Genomic DNA, 16,463 nt, shown 5'->3' with positions numbered 1-16,463 from the left:
CGCATCACTTCGTAACGGCTTTGCTCGCGAAGCCCGCTATCAATTTTCTCAAACGACGCAAATTTAGATAAGACATTTAAAACATCCAACATTCACTCTCCGCCACATTGATTCAGATCAAGGCGCACGATGGATGCGGGACTCACTATTTGATTGATCGTAATTCCTTGGCAATTCTTCAGCGTCGCCGCTGGTCGCTAAATGAGAAGGGGATCAATACCATGAAAATATACGCCGCAGGGTCACTTAACAGCCGTCTCGCGGCCGTATGCCTCACCGCGACATTAGCGTTGCTCAGCGCGAGCGCGGTGGCTTCGGCTGAGGAACTCTACGGGACGCTCAAGAAAATAAATGACAGCAGTACCATTGCCGTCGGTCACCGCGAGTCCTCTATCCCGTTTTCATACTACGATGAGAGCAAGCGGCCGGTCGGCTACGCGATCGACCTCTGCAAAAAGATCATTGAAGAAGTTAAAAAGACGCTGAACAAGCCCGACCTTGAGGTCAAGTACATTTTGGTCAGTGCGAAAACACGCATCCCCATGGTCGTGGACAAGAGCATCGACATGGAATGTGGCTCGACGACGAATACTCTAGCCAGAGAACAACAGGTGGATTTCTCTGCAACTTACTTTACAACCGGCACCCGCGTTCTGACAAGGAAGTCCGTCGGGGCAAAGGAAATCGAGGACTTCCAGGGCAAGGCCGTTGGCCTTGTGGGCGGCTCCACCAATGAGCGTGCGGTCAACGCGCTGATTGACGCCGGCAAGCTGAAGAATGTCCGTATTGTCGTTGTAAAGGACTATGCTGAAGGAATGGCCGCGCTGGAAGCCTCCGGCATCGACGCCTTCGTTACCGATGACGTCGTCCTTTATGGTCTTCTGTCCAAGTCAAACATCAAGAACGACCTGGAGGTAGTGGGTCGCTCATTGACCTATGATCCCTATGGAGTGATGTTCCGTCGCGATGATTCAGCATTCCGTCTTGTCGTGAACAAGGCCTTGGCCGACGTCTTCCGCTCTGGCGAGATTGAGGCGATCTATGCGAAGTGGTTCGACCCTATCGGAGTTCCGCTGAGCCCACTGATGAAGGCCGGATTCCAGCTGCAGGCGGTGCCGGAGTGAAGTCATTCGCGGGCCAGGCTTGCCGAGTGCCAATCCCAGAATTACGCAGTTCGACCCGCGGAACAGCTTTCGCTGACCAGACTTCGGTGGGTCTCTTGGTGCAAAGCGGACAAATTCCATGATCGGCCTGCGGGCATTCAGCTGCGGGCAATTCAATCAACCACGATAGTAAGGCACCAGCACGACCTTCCCCGTCGAGCGGCGTTCGTCCAGCAGCCGATGTGCCTCGCTGGCCCGGTCGAGTGGGAAGCGGCCGCCGATCGCAACCTGCAGCCGGCGGCTCGCCGCCAGTTGGAACAACTCGGTCAGGCTGGCCCTCAGCACGGCGGGAGACAACAGCGGCAGCAGCGCGAAACCTCTGAGCGACTGGTTGCGGCCGATCATCGCCTCCAGGTCGGAAGCCGCGAGCGCATAGCGCCCGAGTGCCGCGAACACCAGTTCCCCACCAGGCGCCAGCGCATCCAGCGACGCAACCGTCAGCGCGCCGCCAACCGTATCGTAGATGATGTCGGCGCCCTCCCCGTCCGTAAAGTCGCCAACCCGGGCGGGCCAATCAGGCTGGCTGTAATTGACAGCCGCATCGGCGCCGAGCGACGAAGCGTGATCGAGCTTGGCCTTGCCGCCGGCGGTCGCGATCACCTGTCTGGCGCCCTTTAGCCTCGCAAGCTGGACAAGCAGCGAGCCGACACCACCCGCGGCGGCCGGCACCAGCACCGACTTGCCGCCCGGCGGACTTTGGCGGAGCAGATGAAGTGCCGTCAGCCCTTGCACCATCAAGGCCGTCGCATCCTCGAACGGCAACGCATCCGGCAGCGGCACGACGAGATCGGCTGACATGGTCACCTGCTCCGCGTAGCCGCTGTGGGGACGTTGCGACACGAACAAAGGCGCAGCGACACGAGTTCCCAACAGCGCCGCATCCACCCCTTGCCCGAGCGCCTCCACCACGCCCGCCGCCTCGACGCCGGGAATCATCGGCAATTGCGGCGTCACCGCGTAGCGGTCCGCCCGCATCAGCACTTCGAAGAAGTTGATTCCGGCGGCGTGGACACGGATCAGCGCCTCGCCGGCCTGCGGCACCGGCGCCGGCAGGTCGACCACCTCCAGCACGTCTGGACCGCCGAAGCGGCTGAGTTGAATGGCTTTCATGGCAAACTCCGATCGCTATGGCATCGGCAGCGGTTTGCCACTATCTGCGAGACCTCGACTACACACTCATTTGTCCCCTGCTGACCAGGAGGTGACCATGGCCGCACCCATCAAGAGACTGCCGCTGCTGCCGGCGGAACGGGCGCTGAAAGTGATCGCGGGTCGCTGGAAGGCGGTCATTCTCTACCATCTGTTCGATGGTCCCAGGCGGCTGTCGGCGCTGAAGGCGCTGATGCCCGGCATCACCCAGAAAGTGCTGATCCAGCAGCTTCGGGAAATGGAGGAGCACGGCCTCGTCAGCCGCGAGATCTTTGCCGAAGTGCCCTCGCGCGTCGAATATTCGGCGACGCGCCTCGGCCTCAGCCTCGAGCCGATCCTGCTGGCGCTCTGCCAGTGGGGCCAGCATCACGCCGATGAGTTGAACGAGATGGACCGCCTCGCCGACTGCATCATCCGGCCGAGGCAGGCCCGGCACGACGCCATGGCTTCCCACAATTGAAGAAAGAGCGGCGCAAGCGCCACTCCGGCCGGAATTGAAAAGGGGCGGCGCAAGCGCCACCCCGGATCCTTGGGAGGATAATTCGAACCGGCGGTCAGGCCGCCTTGACTTCCTCGGCGACGGCGTCGGCCTGACGCGCGGCCTTGAGCACCTTGGCCCACCAGGCAACGTCGTTGACCAGCGCCGTGGCGGCCTGGTTCAGGTGCTCGAGATCCTCGAGCTTCTTCTCGCCCTGACGGACGGCGAGGAAATCGCCCCAGGCGATATGGACAGCCGACTTGACCGGCGCCATCTGCAATTCGACCGCATGAAGGCGAAGCTGTTCGACGGCGCGCGCGCCACCGACGCTGCCATAACCGACGAAGCCGGCGGACTTCTTGTTCCATTCGTTGGCGGCGTAGTCGATGGCGTTCTTCAGCACGGCCGTCGGGCCATGATTGTACTCGGCGGCGGTGAAGATGAAGCCGTCGAATTCGGCGACCTTCTTCTGCCAGCGCTTGGCCACTTCGTTCTGCGACGGCGCCCAGGCGGAGGATGCAACCTCGTCGAAGAACGGCAGCGGGAAGTCGCGCAGGTCGACGATTTCGACGTCGATGTCGGCATGCGACTTGGCGATCTTGGCGATCCACTGGGACGGTACGTCGGCGAAGCGCGCGGCGCGCGTCGATCCGACCACGATGGCGATTTTGGGTTTGGACATAAGGGGCTCTCCTAGCGGGAAGTACTGGTATCATTTAGATACCTGAGCTATATGAGATACCGCCAACGCGATACGCAAGGAGGCACTTTTTTGTTACTGAGGCACCCGCACCGCACCGAGGACTGTCGCGCCATCTCGGAAATCCTGCAGCGTGTCGGCGACAAATGGACCGTTCTGGTCGTCGGCAAGTTGGGCGACGGACCGCTGCGCTTCAACGAATTGCGCGCGGCCGTCGGCGGCATCTCGCAGAAGATGCTGACCACCACCTTGCGCGGGCTGGAGCGCGACGGCTTCGTCACCCGCACCGTGTTCCCGACCATTCCGCCGCGCGTCGATTACGAGCTGACCGAACTCGGCCATGAATTGCTGATCCCGGTAAGCGCGCTGGGCGAATGGGCACGCAAGAACACCACCCGTGTCAAGGCGGCGCGTGAGAAATTTGACGGCATGCATGCCTGAAACCCTTGCATGGCAAGGGTTTGCGCCCGCCACGTAGCGCGGACGGATCCTACGGCTGCATCTGCACCAGGGCCCACGGTCGGCTTTCGATCTGCTTCGATTTGGGGGCCCGATCGACCACCTTGCCGTCGATGGCGCAAGTCGCCCGCCCACCGCAATTGCTCACGCTCACCGCACAACTGTCGTACGTCGCGACAAGGCAGTTTCCGCATCTGGCCGCTTGCTGCCCGAGGGTGTGGTCTGCGGACGCGCAACTGGCCTCGGCATCGTCTTGTTTGACCTCAGTGTAGGCGGTTGCGGCCAGCAGGCAGAACAAGGCAGCGAGCGCGCCCGCCAATGCGCCGTTCAGCAATCGTTGACGCATTGTCTTCCCTCCAGGACCGTTCGGACACGGTCACGGAAGTTTGCGAAGGCGAATATGAAAAGCACCACACAGCAACGCTGTTCGCATCCCCCTTGTGGGTGAATCAGGTGACGGACTGCTGTTTGATTTCAGGCCGACGGCATCGAGCCGGTCAGCTTTCCGCCGGAACGGCCTTTGGCTTGCCTTCGCCGTCCAGCGCCACCATGACGAAATCGGCATGGGTGACCTTCTCCATCAGGTCGGAGAGGTAGCGCTGCGCCCAGGCCTCGACCTTGAGCGTCATCGAGGTGCGGCCGACGCGCTCGACATGGGTGTAGATGCACAGCGTGTCGCCAATCTTCATCGGCTTGGCGAACGACATTTCCTTCACCGCCGCCGTCACCACGCGGCCCTTGGCGCGTTCGGCGGCGCGGATGCCGCAGGCAAGGTCCATCTGCGCCATCACCCAGCCGCCGAAGATATCGCCCGCCGCATTGGCGTCCGAAGGCATGGCCAGTGTCCGCAGCGTGAGATCGCCAATCGGCCGGCCGTCCGCGTAATGCACCATGGGGAAATCCTTCGACATCAACTGCCCTCGATCCCGTACCGTCACGGTGCCCACAGGTCAACGCGCCACCCCAGGAACCGGATCGCAATGTCGGTTCCCTCGTGGGTTTCCGAAACACGCCCCCTCGCGGTCGCTTTTTTCACAACCCATGCCGGAAGGCCCGGCGACTTGGCGAACCCGCCGCGTCTAGGCTGCAGCCAGATTTCCGGAGCCGCCTCATCCATCATGCAGACCTATGATTTCATCATCGTCGGCTCCGGCTCGGCCGGCTCGGTTCTGGCCGAAAGACTGTCGGCCTCGGGCCGCTTCTCGGTGCTGGTGCTGGAAGCCGGCGGCACCGACCGCCGCTTCTATGTCCAGATGCCGCTTGGCTATGGCAAGACCTTCTTCGACCCCGCCGTCAACTGGAACTACAAGACCGAACCGGACCCGGGCCTTGGCGGCAATGTCGATCATTGGCCGCGCGGCAAACTGCTTGGCGGTTCGAGCTCGATCAATGCCATGGTCTGGATCAGGGGCGCACGCGAGGATTTCGACGACTGGCGGAACGCCGGCAACCCCGGCTGGGGTTTTGACGATCTCCTGCCCGCCTTCAAGGCCCTGGAGGACAACGAGGCCGGCGCCGACAGATGGCGCGGCGTCGGCGGTCCCCTGCACATCACCGACTGCACGAACGCCGTCCACCCCTTGACCAGGCGCTATCTCGCCGCCGGCCGGCAGGCAGGCTTGCCGTTGAACCCCGACTTCAACGGCGCTGCCCAGGAAGGCGTCGGCGTCTATCAGATCTCGACCCGCAACGGCCGCCGCATGTCGGCCGCACGCGCCTTCCTGCGTCCGGCGATGAAGCGCGGCAATGTTCGCGTCGAGACCGGTGCGCTGGCTACCCGCATCCTGTTCGACGGCAAGCGCGCGGTCGGCATCGAGTATCTCCAGAATGGTGAGACGAAAACCGCCCGCGCCGGCCGCGAGGTCATTCTTTCCGGGGGTTCGATCAACTCGCCGCAGCTGCTGCAGCTCTCCGGCATCGGCCCCTCGGCGCTGCTCAACAGCCTCGGCATTCCCATCATCCACGCCAACGAGAATGTCGGCGCGCATCTGCAGGACCATGTCGGCATCAACTACACCTTCAAGGGCAGGCTGCCGACGCTTAACCAGATCCTGCGCCCCTGGTGGGGCAAGCTGCTTGTCGGCATGCGGTACATCCTCACCCGCTCCGGCCCGCTGTCGCTGTCGATGAACCACGGCGGCGGCTTCTTCCGCACCGACCCGGCGTTTTCGCGGCCCAACATGCAGCTCTATTTCCAGGCGTTCTCGACCGTCATTCCCAAAAGCGGCGAGCGCCCGATCTTGACCCCCGACCCATGGCCAGGCTTCTCCATCGGCCTGTCCAACTGCCGCCCGTCGAGCCGTGGCGAGATCATGATCCGCTCCAGCAATCCGCAGGATTATCCCAAAATCGTCGCCAATGCCTATTCGACCAATGCCGATGTCGAGGAGATGCTGGCGGCGGTGAAGTTCGTGCGCAAGATCGCCTCGATGCCTGCCATGGCCGAGATCATCGAGGAAGAGGTTTTGCCCGGCCCGTCGATCCAATCAGACGCGGACCTGATCACCGATTTCAGAAAACGCTCGGGCACCGTCTATCACCCGGTCTCGACCTGCCGCATGGGGCCGGACGCGTCGCGCGCCGTCGTCGACCCGCGTCTGAAAGTGCACGGCCTCGAAGGCCTGCGCGTCATCGACGCCTCGATCTTTCCCGACAACATCACCGGCAACACCAACGCCGCCTCGGTCATGACTGGTTGGAAGGGCGCCGAACTGGTTCTGGAGGACCAAGAATGAAAATCACCGACGTCAAGACCTGGGTAGTCGGCAATCCACCGCCCGGCATCGGCGGCAAGTATTTCATCTTCGTCAAGCTCACCACCGATGGCGGCGTCGTCGGCTATGGCGAGGCCTACAACGCCACCTTCTCCGCCCACGTCACCGCGAAGATGGTCGAGGACATGGCCGAGCGCTATCTCGTCGGCCGCGATCCGCACGACATCGAGAATTTCTTCCGCCGCGCCTATTCGTCCGGCTTCACCCAGCGCCCGGACGTTTCCGGCATGGGCTGCTTCTCGGCGCTGGAGATGGCCTGCTGGGACATCATCGGCAAGGAGGCCAACAAGCCGGTCTACAAACTGCTCGGCGGCCAGGTGCACGAGACGCTGCGCTCCTACACCTACCTCTATCCGCACACCGGCAGCGTCCATTCCGAGGATGCGCGCGGCAAGAACGTCTACAACGACCCCGACCTGGCCGCCGCCTGCGCGCTCGAATATGTCGAGCAGGGTTTCAATGCCGTCAAACTCGACCCGGCCGGCCCCTACACCGCCTTCGACGGCCACCAGCCGCGCCTTGTCGACATCGATCTCTCCACCCGCATGATCAAGGCGATCCGCGAGGCGGTCGGCACCAGGGCCGATATCCTGTTCGGCACGCACGGCCAGTTCACCGCGTCGGGCGCGCTGCGCATGGCCCGCGCCATCGAACCTTACGACCCGCTATGGTTCGAGGAGCCGGTGCCGCCTGACATGCCCGAAGTGATGGCGCAGGTCGCACGCGGCACGTCGATCCCGATCGCCACCGGCGAACGGCTGACGACCAAGTTCGAATTCGCCCGCGTCATCGAAAACCGTGCCGCGACCATTTTGCAGCCCGACCTCGGCCGCTCCGGCGGCATCCTGGAGACCAAGAAGATCGCCGCCATGGCCGAGGCCTACCACATCCAGGTCGCCCCGCATTGCTATTGCGGGCCGATCGTCGGCGCCGCCAACATCCAGCTTGCGGTGACGCTGCCCAACTTCCTCATCCTGGAATCGCTGAAGCAGTGGGACGGCTTCCACGCCACGCTGCTCACGAAGAAGATCGAGTGGCAGGACGGCAATGTCATCCCGTCGAAGGAGCCCGGCCTCGGCGTCGAGCTCAACGAGGCGGTCTGCGACGCGCATCCCTGGACCGGCAAGGACCTGCATCTGCAGATGATGCAGACGCCGTTGATGCCATGAGCGAAAGCTACGCCTTTATCGGTCTTGGCCATCTCGGCGGCAATCTCGCGGCCAGCCTGATCCGCAACGGCTTTGCCGTCACCGTCTTCGACCGCGATCCTGCAGCCGTCGAGCGCCTGGTGGCGCTCGGCGCGACCGCCGCGAACAGCCCGGCCGAGGCCGCGGCGCGGGCCGGCAATGCCATAACCTGCCTGCCCTCGCCGAAGGTCAGCGAGGCAGTGCTGGCCGGCCCCGGCGGGTTGCTCGAAGGCCTGCCCACGGGTGGCACCTGGATCGAGATGTCGACCAATGGCCGCGACGAGATCGTGCGTCTGGCAGCGCTCGCTTCGGCTAGGGGTATCGAGACACTGGAATGCCCGGTCACCGGCGGCGTGCACCTGGCGGCGGTGGGAAAAATCACCGCGCTGGTCGGTGGCGATGCGGCGCTCTACGCGCGTCATCGTCCGGCGATCGAGGCGATGTGCGCGAAGTCGTTCCTGATGGGACCGATCGGCTCGGCGGCGGTGATCAAGGTGATCACCAACATGCTGGCCTTCATCCATCTCGTCGCCGCCGGCGAAGCGCTGATGCTGGCCAAGCAGGGCGGGCTCGACCTCGCCCAGTCCTACCACGCCATCGTTGCCTCCTCCGGCAACAGCTTCGTCCACGAGACCGAGAGCCAGCTCATTCTCAACGGCTCCTACGACATTGGCTTCACCATGGACCTGGCGCTGAAGGACCTCGGCTTCGCGCTCGGCATGGGCAAGGATTTCGGCGTGCCGCTCGACCTGGCATCGCGCGTCAACGCGATTTTTGAGCAGGGCAGGAAAGCCTATGGGGGCGGCGCCTGGTCGACCCAGATCGTCAAATTGCTCGAGGACGCCGTCGGCACCGATCTGCGCGCGCCTGGTTTTCCGGCCAAGCTGGAAATTTGAAGCCTGGCAAAACCTCAAGCAATTTCAAGGCATTGAACGCCTGGCCGGAATCAAGGCCGGAGCGACCTGATTCAACGCCTCAACCGCTTGATTCAATATCTGAGCGTCAGCGCGCCGGGCAGGATCTCGAAGGTCGCGGGTATACGCCCTGGCGACTCACCGTCTATGTCGACCAGCGCGCCGTTCTTTTCCACATCGCCGAGCGGTTCGACAACCACTTTCTTGCCACGCAGGATGGTGATAGCCGGATGGTTGCGGTGCCGGCCGCCATAGAGCAGGCGGATGTCCAAGATCAGCTTCAGCTTGCCGGCCGCGCGCAGGATGACGATGTCGAACTGCCCGTCGGCGAGTTCGGCGTCCGGCGCGATCATCATGCCGCCGCCGAAGAACTTGCCGTTGGCAACCGCCACCAGCGCCATGCGCGCTTCGACCGGAGTGCCGTCGTCGACGGTGATCCTGACATCCTGGAACCGGTAGCGGATGAACTCGACCACAGTGCGCCAGAAAAACAGCGCCTTGGCCGACACCCTGCCCTTGCGCTTGTCGGCATTGACCGCGCGGTCGGTGGCGCCGGACAACCCCAGGCTGGCGATGTTGATGAAATGGCGGCTGGCCAGCGCGCCATGGTCGTCGATGTAGCAGATGCGTCCGGCATCGACCTTGCGCCCCTTCGCCTCGGCGATCCGCTTCAGCGTCGCGTCCACCTCCTTCGGCAGGCCGAGCCCACGCGCGAAATCGATGCCGGTGCCGCAAGGAAGCAGGCCGAGTTCGGTCGTCCTGCCGCTCTCCTGCGACGCCTGCAGCAGCCCGTCGGCCACTTCGCTGGCCGTGCCGTCGCCGCCGGCCGCGATCACCAGATCGAAGCCGGTTGCCGCGAGATCGATTGCCAGCCTCTCGGCATCGCCCTCGGCTTGCGTTTCACGCAACTCGAAATCGCCGAAATGCTTCTTCAGCGAAGCGGCGACCTCCGGCCAATGTCGTTTCAGCCGGCCGCCTCCGGCAATCGGATTGAGAACCACCCCGACTTTCAATACACACCCTCCCCGGCGCCGAGCATGCAACGCTCGATCCTTTGCCGGCATTGAAGCCCGCGCCCGCCAGCGGAGCAAGGGGCGAAACGCGCTGTCCCTGTTTTCACCGTGACCGGCAGACATCTGCGAATGGTCCCCGATAATCCCGTTATCCACAGGCCCGCGGCCATTCCCCAGAACCCTTGATCCCCCTACATTGAACCCATCTCAGGCGGCTGCCGATCGCCCAACCGAAAGGCAGAGCGAAAGCGGACTTCCTGAGGCCCGTACGGCCCGAAGCGAGAGCAGGCTTGCCTGTTTCGAGGGACGGAGCCGAGACCTACGGGGCCGCGGAAAGCGTGCCAACGCCGACGGCGGACCGATGCTGCCATGAAGGACGGCAAAAACCTTCGATGGTGCGCAGGGCGAAGCCCGCAAGGGTGGAGACCGGCGTGGTCTGGAACGGACGCTGCCCTCGGGTGGCGGCTGGCAGGACCGTCAAAATCAAGGCCGGCAAGGCGCGACGACTTTACGGAAGTTGCTGCCGCGACCGTGTCCTGATCTGACAGGGAGGCGCTGGGAGAAATCCCGGCGCCGACTGTCGTTTGGCTATCCCCTACAATTTTTACGGTGTTTCCGGTTGGGGCTGCAACCGGCGGCGAAATAAGCTAACGTTCATCGTCACTTGAAGGGGGATACTTCATGACGTTGATCCAGAAGCTTGCCGTTGCCTACGCCTTCCTGTTCTTCGGCGTCGTCGCCATCGGCTACATACCGGCGTTCAACGACGCCAACGGCAATCTGTTCGGCCTGTTCTCGCTGCAATGGTATGACGACCTGCTGCATGCCTTCTCCGGCGTCTGGGCGCTGGCGGCTGCCTTCATCTCGCACCGCCAGGCGGTGTTCTATTTCAAGCTGTTCGGCTCGGTCTATCTGTTCGACGGCGTGCTTGGGCTGGTCACCGGTTCCGGCTGCCTCGATGCCGGCATCTTCATCAACGGCTTCCGTTCCCTCAACGACATCGAATTCCCGGCGCGTTTCTTCGCCAACCTGCCGCATATCGTCATCGGCGGCTTCGCCGTCTATGTCGGCTTCTGGCTGTCGAAGCGCATACACGACCACTTCGCCACGGCCTGACCGGCCATGTTCCTGTTCCGCTGGCTGAAGCGCATCATCAAGACGATCCTCTGGCTGATCGTCATCGTCATCCTGATCCCGATCGCCGGGCTGGCCTACGGCTTCCTGACGACGCCGTCGCTGGATACCACGCCCCTGCCCGGTATCGCCGATGGCGCGCCGCCCAAGGCGCTGGCCGACAAGGTCCGCGCCGAGATCCCCGGCTACCAGCGGCCGGAGGAATCGACCTTCCTCACCTACCCGGAATGGGCGATCGTCTATGCCGCGCGCGAATATGCCGGCTTCGTCGACAAGAACCAGCCGAGCGGCTTTCCCTACTGGTCCTATGTCGGCCGTTTCTGGCAGGACTACGCGACGGTGATCCGCGCCAGCTCTTCCTACAAGTTCAACTTGGCCAACCACCAGATGCTGGTCGTCATCGGCACCAGCCACTCGATCGAGCACATATTGCAGTGGGCCTATGAGAACACGGTTGGCCGCATCACCGAGGCGACCGCCAGCAAGCGCACCGCCGCCGATATCTATCAGGCCAAGGTGGCGGCCGACTATGCCGCCTTCCTCGATCAGGTGCCATGGTATCAGTTCCCCTACGCCGAGAAGCGCGCCGGCCTGTTTGCCGTGCAGCCGGCGCCGGGCGACAGCTCCATCCGCACCAGCGAGCGCAAGCTGGCCTTCGGCCTCGCCGACACCATCAAGCAGGGCTATGCCGACCTGATCACCAAGGCGCTTGCCGCCACCTCCGACCCGGCCTTCCTCGACATCCATGTCTGGGCCAGGGGGCCGGTCGGCGAAGCGACGCGCAACGAGCCCGACACCTTGCTCGAACGAGACCTCGGCGCTGACGGAACCATCTTCCTTACCAAGCGCTACCAGGTGTTTACCGAGATGATCCCGCGCCTGATTGACAAGGGCGTGTCCTTCGTCGAGATCGGCGGCAATGACGAAATCATGGTCACCGTGCTCTCCACCGACTCGATCGCTGTCCCCGAAGGCATGCGCATCCTGTTCAGCTACCCCCTGCCGGCCGACCCTTCGACGCGTCGCACCGGCATGACCGTCGCCGTGCGCAAGCTGCATCTGGTGCTGCCGGCGCTGATCAAGTCGGGCGCCAGGCTCGAACATGTCTATGACTACTAAAGCGATGGCCAGGCCATGCGTCGACTGATCCGGATCGCCGGCTGGCTGGCACTCGCGCTGGTCGTGCTTATTGCGGTCACGCTAGTGGGCTTTCGCGGTGCGGCTGCACTTCGAGAGAACCTGTCGCCCGAGGAGGCGGCCCCGGCGGGAGCGCTGTTTGCCACGGTCGACGGGCTGAAGATGCACTATCAGGTCTGGGGTCCGCAGGACGGGCCGCCGCTGCTTCTGTTCCACGGCACAGCCTCCTGGGCCGAGACCTATCGTGACATCGCCGCGCCATTGGGAGAACAGGGCTTTCGCGTGATCGCCGTTGACATGCCGCCCTTTGGCTATTCGGAAAGACCGGCCGATCAGGATTATTCGCGCGCCGCCCACGCAAGACGCGTCCTCGGTTTTGCCGACGCGCTCGGCCTTCGCCATTTCAGCGTCGGTGTCCACTCCTATGGCGGCGGCGGGGTGATCGAAGCCGCTTTCACGGCTCCCGCCCGGATCGACTCGCTGATCCTGCTCGACGTGGCACTTGGCCTTGGCCAGACCGAGGCGCCGGCCTTTCCATTCGCATCTTTCCTCAACAGGGACTGGCCACGCCAGTTGCTGACCGCCGCGACCTTCACCAATCCGCTGATGACCGGCACCGGTTTGCGCCGGTTTATTGAAAACGACGATCTGGTCACCGCGGAGCGCATAGCGATCTACACGCGCCCCCTGAACGTCAAAGGCACCACCGATGCCGTTGGCCATTGGCTGTTCAGCGGCCTCTTCAACGACGAGCGAAAATCGCTTGCCGCCGACCCGGCTAACTATCGCATCTTCGCGCCGCCTGTTCTCGTCATCTGGGGACGAGAGGATTCGACCACGCCTCTCAAACAGGGTGAAGAAATCGCCTCGCTGTTTCCGCACGCCGAAATGACCGTTCTCGATGGCGTCAACCACATCCCGCAGATCGAACGCCCGCAAGACGTGGTGCGACTGATCGCGAATTTCCTCAAACGGACCTCGCCGACCGCCCGATAGGCGGCCGTTCGCGTGCCGCCACGGTCATTCCACAATCGCGGCCAAATCCCGCCTTGTTCGCGCGCGATGGATGGTTGCATGTCGCCCAAAAGCACACCCACGGGCTCGACCTTGGGGTTGAAACCGGTTTTGGGACCTCGACATACACGTAAGTGGGCTGCCGGCAGGCATCTCGAAGGGACAAGACCGTGATCAAGACCGCCCTTGTCGCCATGACCATCGTTGGTTGCGATTGCGACGCCAAGCTTTGCGAATATATCGGCGAGACGCCGGCCAAGTGGTCGACCATCGCCGAGTGCGAAGCGGCGATGAAAAGCCAGATGCTGCACGAGCGCAATTTCAACTATCCGCTCGTCTCCGGCATCTGCCGCGCGAAGGGCTCGTCGTCCTCCTCGCAACTGGCCGCGGCCGCGTCGCGCCCGGAACTGAAGCCTGTCAGCAGGGTCGTTAAGATCGAAAGCCCGCTGCCGCCGGAATTGAGCCATCGGCCGAGCGTCCCCGTCGGCTCGCCGGCGACGGCCATGGACGCGGCCGCCGCCCGGCCCGTCGCCTATGAACAGGTGGTCGATGGTGGAACCGGCGTGCTCTACCGCACGAAAAACGGCTACGCCGTGGTCAAGACCGATCTTGGCCGCGCCGTGTCAGCAACCGCCGATATGGCGAAACGGTCGGCGAACTGGCTGGCTGGCCTGGTGCCGAGCAAGCTCTAGAAGGCATGTCTCCCAAGAGTGGGCCCCGGTTTTGGGAGAACGACATGCATGAAACAAAGACCGGAAGCGCGGACGCGACGCGCTTCCGACGCCGGCGTCTACGGCTTCAGCTTGAGGCTCTGCCAGAACCTGTCGATCAGCGGCTTTTCGGTGGCCGCGTCCTCACCGGCGACGCGCGTGATGAACAGCAGCCCCTGATCAGCACGGCCGAAGCCGACGATCTCGAAATAGGCGGTGTCGGTGCGCGTCTTCACTTGGGCGCGGATGCCGGTCAATTCCCTGCCGTCGGCGAGCTTGCGCGTCGTCGGCTCCTGCGTCAGCGCGGCACCGGCCTGCACCGATTCCTTGGTCATCTCCTGCAGCATAAGCTGGTTGAGCGAGACCGGATTCATCTTGCCGTATTCCTGCACGACGACGATCGTGCCCAGCGCCGAGGCCATCAGATACTGCGTGATGTTTTCGCCGAGATCGGTCTTGGTCACCGAAATGTTGCTCGGATGGACGAAGGAGAAACTGCCGCCGGAAAAGGTGGCGAAGTCGTTGCGTTCGAGCGTCACCTTGCTCTTCTTGCCGCCGGGCAGCGTCACGTTCGCGCTCTCGCCGGGATCGATGTCGACCGTCACCCCGTCGATGGTCAGCCTGAAGGCCTTGAGATCCTCGGCCACGGCCGGTCCAGCGCACAGCGCGATGAGGGTGAGTGCCGCCGCTGATACCATCCGCATGGTTGTTCTCCTGCCTGCTACGCCACCCCGCTCAGCGCCTTGATGGCACGGTAGAAGGTCGAGGAAAACAGTTCCGTCGGGTCATATTGCCGTTTCGCCGCCAGGAAGGCCGGCAGCTCGGGATAGGACGCCAGCAATTCCCTGGCCGTGTAATGCAGCTGATACGGCAGGAAGAAACGCCCGCCATGCTTGATCGTCACGTCGATCAGCGCCCGGGTCAGCGCCCGCATCCTGGCATTGCCGTCGGCATCGGTCGGCTGGTTGATGTAGAGCACCAGCGAATAGGCTGGCTCCGGCGCGTAGGTCAGCGCCACATCCTCCTTGTGGACGATGCGCACCGAGGCATTGAGCACCGGCAGGTCCTGGTTGCGCAGGATCTCGCGGGCTTCCGCGATGAACTCGACATAGGCGGCGCGCGGGATGAAATACTCGTGCAGGATGTCGGTCTCGTCCATCAGATCGTTGAACAGATACGGCACCGAATCGTGCATCGGATTGTTGCGTGTGACGAGGCAGGCCTCGCCCTCGGCCATCGCTGCCGTTCGCGCCACCGTGCAGCTTTCGAATTTGGGCTCCAGCGTCTTTTCCGTGAACCATTTCAGTTCCTGGAACAGGCTGCCCTTCTTGGCGAGGTTCATGATCACCCGCTTGAGGCCGACGCCCTCGGGCTCGCCGATTTCAGGCTGATCGGCCGGCGGCTGCTCGGCCACCTTGTCATAGCGATAAACGATCATGTCCTCGAGGAAATTGCCGGGCGCGGTCGACAGATGGCCGTAGAACAGGCCGATATCCTTGTTCGGCTCCAGAACCTCGGCAAAGAATTTCGGGAAATCATCCGATTTGATGATCTCGCGCGAGGTCCGGTAGACGGCATTGTCGACGATATCGAGCGTTGCCTCCAGCACCACGCCGAACAGGCCGTAGCCGCCGACGACATGGCGGAACAGGTCGCTGTTTTCGGTCGACGAGCACGTGGTCACCGAACCGTCGGCCACCATCACCCGCATCGAGCGGATCGAGCCAGCCACCGAACCGGCCTGATGGTCCATGCCATGCGCGTTCACCGACAGCGAGCCGCCGACCGAGAAGATATCGGTCGACTGCATTGCCTTCACCGCGAAGCGCGGATGTAAAAGGTTCTGGATGTCGTGCCAGCGCGCGCCCGGCTGCAAGGTCATGGTCTTCGCCGCCGCGTCGACGCTGACCTTGTTGAACTTTCTGAGGTCGAGCACCAGCGCATTGTCGTCGAACGCATGCCCGCCCATCGAGTGACGGACAGCGGCCAGCGAGACTTTCAAGCCGTTGGCGCGCGCGAAGGCCAGCGCCTTGGCGATGTGGTCCTCCTCGCTGATCTCGACAACGCCATAGATCGGCGTCCTCGACAGCCCGCTGGCATCGTTGATGTCTCCGCCCTTGGCCGACCACGGCAGCGAAGGGTCAAAGGCCGGTGGGCTGGCAACCGGCTTCAGCGGCAAGGCAATGCCGTCGATATCGGCGATGCGTCCGGCATTCTTGGGTCCCGAAGGCCCGCGCGCCAGCCGCGCCATGGTGGTGCCGCCCCACAGCACCGCGCCGCCGACGACAGCCGCGCCGAGCAGCAGCCGTCGCGACAAACGAAACCCTTTTTGTTCCTCGACCATGGAAATCCCCCGTTGGCCAAGGGATAGCGCGGCCTTTCGGCAAAAACCATAGCGGCGCGTGGCAGAGCCAAGGCGCGGTAATGGTGGGACTTCGACGTCACGGGGACAAATTCGAAGGATTGCGCCGCCCTCACCCTTACCCTCTCCCCGTGAAGGACGGGGAGAGGGGGTCACCGGCGTCGCGACTAGCTCCCTTCTCCCCGTCCTATACGGGGAGAAGGTGCCGGCAGGGGGATGAGGGGCAGCGCGGCGTTGACTGTTTCAGACAACGCCGGAACTCATGCTCG

General features: G+C 63.3%; 17 protein-coding genes. 10 read left to right on the top strand and 7 right to left on the bottom strand.

Annotated features, from left to right (window positions below; translation table 11 throughout):
* The first annotated feature begins 221 nt into the window (after positions 1-221).
* On the top strand, positions 222-1,124 hold the full coding sequence (locus tag BLS48_RS16590) for an amino acid ABC transporter substrate-binding protein (protein WP_091579486.1): 903 nt from the start codon (positions 222-224) through the stop codon (positions 1,122-1,124).
* A 156-nt stretch (positions 1,125-1,280) separates the two neighbouring features.
* Here the strand turns inward: BLS48_RS16590 and BLS48_RS16585 are convergent, their stop codons facing one another.
* A complete protein-coding gene (locus tag BLS48_RS16585) occupies positions 1,281-2,273 on the bottom strand; it encodes a quinone oxidoreductase family protein (protein ID WP_091579238.1) in 993 nt (330 codons plus the stop codon).
* Between the two features lie 97 nt (positions 2,274-2,370).
* On the opposite strand from BLS48_RS16585, the gene BLS48_RS16580 reads away from it, so the two are divergent.
* Complete coding sequence (locus tag BLS48_RS16580) at positions 2,371-2,772, top strand: winged helix-turn-helix transcriptional regulator (protein WP_091579236.1); 402 nt, start codon at positions 2,371-2,373, stop codon at positions 2,770-2,772.
* A 94-nt stretch (positions 2,773-2,866) separates the two neighbouring features.
* Here the strand turns inward: BLS48_RS16580 and BLS48_RS16575 are convergent, their stop codons facing one another.
* A complete protein-coding gene (locus BLS48_RS16575; protein WP_091579233.1) occupies positions 2,867-3,472 on the bottom strand; it encodes an NADPH-dependent FMN reductase in 606 nt (201 codons plus the stop codon).
* A gap of 90 nt (positions 3,473-3,562) precedes the next feature.
* Here BLS48_RS16575 and BLS48_RS16570 point away from each other — a divergent pair, with 90 nt between their 5' ends.
* Positions 3,563-3,931 (top strand): winged helix-turn-helix transcriptional regulator, encoded by a 369-nt coding sequence (locus tag BLS48_RS16570; RefSeq protein WP_164548758.1) that lies wholly within the window; start codon positions 3,563-3,565, stop codon positions 3,929-3,931.
* 49 nt (positions 3,932-3,980) lie between these two features.
* Here BLS48_RS16570 and BLS48_RS16565 read toward each other — a convergent pair whose 3' ends face one another.
* Entirely contained in the window at positions 3,981-4,295 is a 315-nt protein-coding gene (locus BLS48_RS16565; RefSeq protein WP_091579227.1) for a hypothetical protein, read from the bottom strand.
* A gap of 151 nt (positions 4,296-4,446) precedes the next feature.
* Positions 4,447-4,842 carry an acyl-CoA thioesterase gene (locus tag BLS48_RS16560; protein WP_091579483.1) on the bottom strand — a complete coding sequence of 132 codons (396 nt, stop codon included), beginning with the start codon at positions 4,840-4,842 and terminating at the stop codon, positions 4,447-4,449.
* Between the two features lie 225 nt (positions 4,843-5,067).
* Here BLS48_RS16560 and BLS48_RS16550 point away from each other — a divergent pair, with 225 nt between their 5' ends.
* The 3 genes from BLS48_RS16550 to BLS48_RS16540 are packed head-to-tail and all read left to right on the top strand — an operon-like array spanning position 5,068 to position 8,806.
* Entirely contained in the window at positions 5,068-6,684 is a 1,617-nt protein-coding gene (locus BLS48_RS16550) for a GMC family oxidoreductase (RefSeq protein ID WP_091579222.1), read from the top strand.
* Positions 6,681-7,892 carry a mandelate racemase/muconate lactonizing enzyme family protein gene (locus BLS48_RS16545; protein WP_091579219.1) on the top strand — a complete coding sequence of 404 codons (1,212 nt, stop codon included), beginning with the start codon at positions 6,681-6,683 and terminating at the stop codon, positions 7,890-7,892. The genes BLS48_RS16550 and BLS48_RS16545 overlap by 4 nt, the downstream gene beginning before the upstream one ends.
* Positions 7,889-8,806, top strand: coding sequence for an NAD(P)-dependent oxidoreductase (locus tag BLS48_RS16540; RefSeq protein WP_091579215.1), 918 nt, complete (start codon positions 7,889-7,891; stop codon positions 8,804-8,806). The genes BLS48_RS16545 and BLS48_RS16540 overlap by 4 nt, the downstream gene beginning before the upstream one ends.
* 92 nt (positions 8,807-8,898) lie before the next feature.
* Here the strand turns inward: BLS48_RS16540 and BLS48_RS16535 are convergent, their stop codons facing one another.
* Positions 8,899-9,837, bottom strand: a complete 939-nt coding sequence (locus tag BLS48_RS16535; RefSeq protein ID WP_091579212.1) for a diacylglycerol/lipid kinase family protein — start codon at positions 9,835-9,837, stop codon at positions 8,899-8,901.
* Between the two features lie 681 nt (positions 9,838-10,518).
* On the opposite strand from BLS48_RS16535, the gene BLS48_RS16530 reads away from it, so the two are divergent.
* The 4 genes from BLS48_RS16530 to BLS48_RS16515 all read left to right on the top strand — a co-directional run bounded on the left by BLS48_RS16530 (position 10,519) and on the right by BLS48_RS16515 (position 13,814).
* Entirely contained in the window at positions 10,519-10,953 is a 435-nt protein-coding gene (locus tag BLS48_RS16530; protein ID WP_091579209.1) for a hypothetical protein, read from the top strand.
* Positions 10,954-10,959: 6 nt separating this feature from the next.
* Positions 10,960-12,090 carry a hypothetical protein gene (locus BLS48_RS16525; RefSeq protein WP_091579206.1) on the top strand — a complete coding sequence of 377 codons (1,131 nt, stop codon included), beginning with the start codon at positions 10,960-10,962 and terminating at the stop codon, positions 12,088-12,090.
* A gap of 15 nt (positions 12,091-12,105) precedes the next feature.
* Positions 12,106-13,104, top strand: a complete 999-nt coding sequence (locus tag BLS48_RS16520) for an alpha/beta fold hydrolase (RefSeq protein WP_091579203.1) — start codon at positions 12,106-12,108, stop codon at positions 13,102-13,104.
* A 188-nt stretch (positions 13,105-13,292) separates the two neighbouring features.
* A complete protein-coding gene (locus BLS48_RS16515) occupies positions 13,293-13,814 on the top strand; it encodes a hypothetical protein (RefSeq protein WP_091579200.1) in 522 nt (173 codons plus the stop codon).
* 98 nt (positions 13,815-13,912) lie between these two features.
* On the opposite strand, the gene BLS48_RS16510 is transcribed toward BLS48_RS16515, so the two are convergent.
* Positions 13,913-14,536 carry a hypothetical protein gene (locus tag BLS48_RS16510; protein WP_091579198.1) on the bottom strand — a complete coding sequence of 208 codons (624 nt, stop codon included), beginning with the start codon at positions 14,534-14,536 and terminating at the stop codon, positions 13,913-13,915.
* Between the two features lie 17 nt (positions 14,537-14,553).
* A complete protein-coding gene (locus BLS48_RS16505; RefSeq protein ID WP_091579195.1) occupies positions 14,554-16,176 on the bottom strand; it encodes an FAD-binding oxidoreductase in 1,623 nt (540 codons plus the stop codon).
* Positions 16,177-16,463: the final 287 nt, after the last annotated feature.

Origin of the sequence: Mesorhizobium qingshengii (assembly GCF_900103325.1) — a bacterium.
GTDB lineage: Bacteria > Pseudomonadota > Alphaproteobacteria > Rhizobiales > Rhizobiaceae > Mesorhizobium > Mesorhizobium qingshengii.
Note: the sequence above shows the minus strand (reverse complement) of the source record. Positions and strands in the feature narration are given on the sequence as shown.

Excerpts from the sequence above, each read along its gene's own strand:
- BLS48_RS16545 (WP_091579219.1), top strand. The coding sequence starts at position 6,681 with ATGAAAATCACCGACGTCAAGACCTGGGTAGTCGGCAATCCACCGCCC.
- BLS48_RS16525 (WP_091579206.1), top strand. The coding sequence starts at position 10,960 with ATGTTCCTGTTCCGCTGGCTGAAGCGCATCATCAAGACGATCCTCTGG.
- BLS48_RS16520 (WP_091579203.1), top strand. The coding sequence starts at position 12,106 with ATGCGTCGACTGATCCGGATCGCCGGCTGGCTGGCACTCGCGCTGGTC.
- BLS48_RS16565 (WP_091579227.1), bottom strand. The coding sequence starts at position 4,295 with ATGCGTCAACGATTGCTGAACGGCGCATTGGCGGGCGCGCTCGCTGCC.
- BLS48_RS16540 (WP_091579215.1), top strand. The coding sequence starts at position 7,889 with ATGAGCGAAAGCTACGCCTTTATCGGTCTTGGCCATCTCGGCGGCAAT.
- BLS48_RS16585 (WP_091579238.1), bottom strand. The coding sequence starts at position 2,273 with ATGAAAGCCATTCAACTCAGCCGCTTCGGCGGTCCAGACGTGCTGGAG.
- BLS48_RS16530 (WP_091579209.1), top strand. The coding sequence starts at position 10,519 with ATGACGTTGATCCAGAAGCTTGCCGTTGCCTACGCCTTCCTGTTCTTC.
- BLS48_RS16575 (WP_091579233.1), bottom strand. The coding sequence starts at position 3,472 with ATGTCCAAACCCAAAATCGCCATCGTGGTCGGATCGACGCGCGCCGCG.
- BLS48_RS16550 (WP_091579222.1), top strand. The coding sequence starts at position 5,068 with ATGCAGACCTATGATTTCATCATCGTCGGCTCCGGCTCGGCCGGCTCG.
- BLS48_RS16590 (WP_091579486.1), top strand. The coding sequence starts at position 222 with ATGAAAATATACGCCGCAGGGTCACTTAACAGCCGTCTCGCGGCCGTA.
- BLS48_RS16580 (WP_091579236.1), top strand. The coding sequence starts at position 2,371 with ATGGCCGCACCCATCAAGAGACTGCCGCTGCTGCCGGCGGAACGGGCG.
- BLS48_RS16560 (WP_091579483.1), bottom strand. The coding sequence starts at position 4,842 with ATGGTGCATTACGCGGACGGCCGGCCGATTGGCGATCTCACGCTGCGG.
- BLS48_RS16510 (WP_091579198.1), bottom strand. The coding sequence starts at position 14,536 with ATGCGGATGGTATCAGCGGCGGCACTCACCCTCATCGCGCTGTGCGCT.
- BLS48_RS16505 (WP_091579195.1), bottom strand. The coding sequence starts at position 16,176 with ATGGTCGAGGAACAAAAAGGGTTTCGTTTGTCGCGACGGCTGCTGCTC.